The organism is Endozoicomonas sp. SESOKO4, assembly GCF_024606275.1.
Window position 1 is genome coordinate 1 of sequence record NZ_JAHHPS010000109.1, and the last position, 1530, is coordinate 1530.

The following is a 1530-nucleotide window of genomic DNA, read 5'->3' on the forward strand; positions in this document are numbered from 1 at the left end:
CGATGAAGGCTTAAAGCTGGTGGTTAAAACCAAAGACCGCAAATTATTGTTAAAAACTGTACGGAATTATCTGGAGGAAGACTTCGGTGTTAAAAAGAAGAGGATCCGTATTGATGACCGTCTTAAGCATATGTTCCAGGACTTTTCGGAATCCGGACTGAAGGGTTGACTCGGGGCTCGGCCCGCAGATTTGCCTCTACATCGAAAGGTAAGGCGCCGAGGACTCATAGATCTGAGCCGACAAGCAGACGTCGGCTCTCCAGAAGGTCGAAAGGCCTTCTAATTACAGATCAAAACGGACTTCGTCTAACAATTTCTGAGCGGTTGCGTAGTTCTCTGCCAGCTTGTAGACAGGCAGATCGTCGGATTTGAACGCCCCCCAGGAAGCCACCATTTCGGAAACCGGCACGTCAGGGTTCACAGGGTATTCCATGTTGACTTCAGCGAAGGTAGCCTGAGCTTTCTCACTGGCCAGGAATTCCATTAATTTAACAGCATTGTCTTTATTAGGGGCATGCTTGGTCAGAACCATGCCACTGACGTTGACATGAGAGCCATGACCTTTCTGATCAGGGAAGTTGATGTAAACGGACTCAGCCCAGGGACGCTGTTCTTCATTGGTCATCATCTTGCCGAAGTAATAGCTGTTACCGATAGACAGGTCACAAACGCCTTCCTTAATAGCCTTTACCTGGGCACGGTCGTTACCCTGAGGACGACGGGCCAGGTTTTCCTTGAAACCTTGCAGCCATTCTTTGGTCGCTTCCTCACCATTGTGAGCGACATAAGCAGCAACGAGACCTACGTTATAGGCGTTTTTACCGCTGCGTGTGCAGATCTTGCCTTTGTACTTTGGATCGGCCAGATCGTCATAAGTGATGCCTTCCGGCTTGTCGGAACGTTTGGTGCTGTAAATATTTCTGACACGCTTGGTCAGGGCAAACCACTCACCCTCAGGGTCTCTGTATTGTGCAGGAATGTCGTTATTGATTGATTGGCTGTCAACGGGCTGGCTGAGATCTTTTTCTACCAGATTCATCAGTCGGCTGATGTCTGTCGTCAATACCAGATCAGCAGGACTCAGTTGGCCTTCGCGTTCAAGACGCTCACTCAGACCTTTTTTAGCAAACACCATATTGACTTCAATACCAGTATCCTTGCTGAACTCTGCGAACAGAGGTTCAACCAGAAAAGGCTGACGATAAGAGTACACGTTAACCACTTCTACGGCCTGGGAGAGGGCAGATGCAGCCATAAGACCTGATGCTAAAAGCACTGAAGAGAGTTTATTTTTCAACATGGGCGACAACCGTCTCTTTTATAATATCAATCTAAATAGGAAACATTATCATTCGCGTATTTTACAGAAATTACTCTTTATCGCCAGTTATTTAAGTACATAAGTACTAACTTTTTCGTTCTATTCACCCGCCTTTTCACATTTACCAAAGCCTCACACTGAACAGCCCGCCAAAAAGCGGGCTGTGTTGCTGTGACAGAGCTTCTGCATCGTCACTCACTGGCCACCCT

1 protein-coding gene is annotated in these 1530 nt (G+C 47.4%); it reads right to left on the minus strand.

What is annotated here, in order from left to right; translation table 11 throughout:
* Nucleotides 1-283: 283 nt before the first annotated feature.
* Nucleotides 284-1300 (minus strand): Fe(3+) ABC transporter substrate-binding protein, encoded by a 1017-nt coding sequence (locus KDK16_RS01955; protein WP_257274421.1) that lies wholly within the window; start codon nucleotides 1298-1300, stop codon nucleotides 284-286.
* Nucleotides 1301-1530: the final 230 nt, after the last annotated feature.

Bases quoted from the DNA above. Each gene is read 5' to 3' on its own strand.
- KDK16_RS01955 (WP_257274421.1), bottom strand. From the start codon at position 1,300: ATGTTGAAAAATAAACTCTCTTCAGTGCTTTTAGCATCAGGTCTTATG.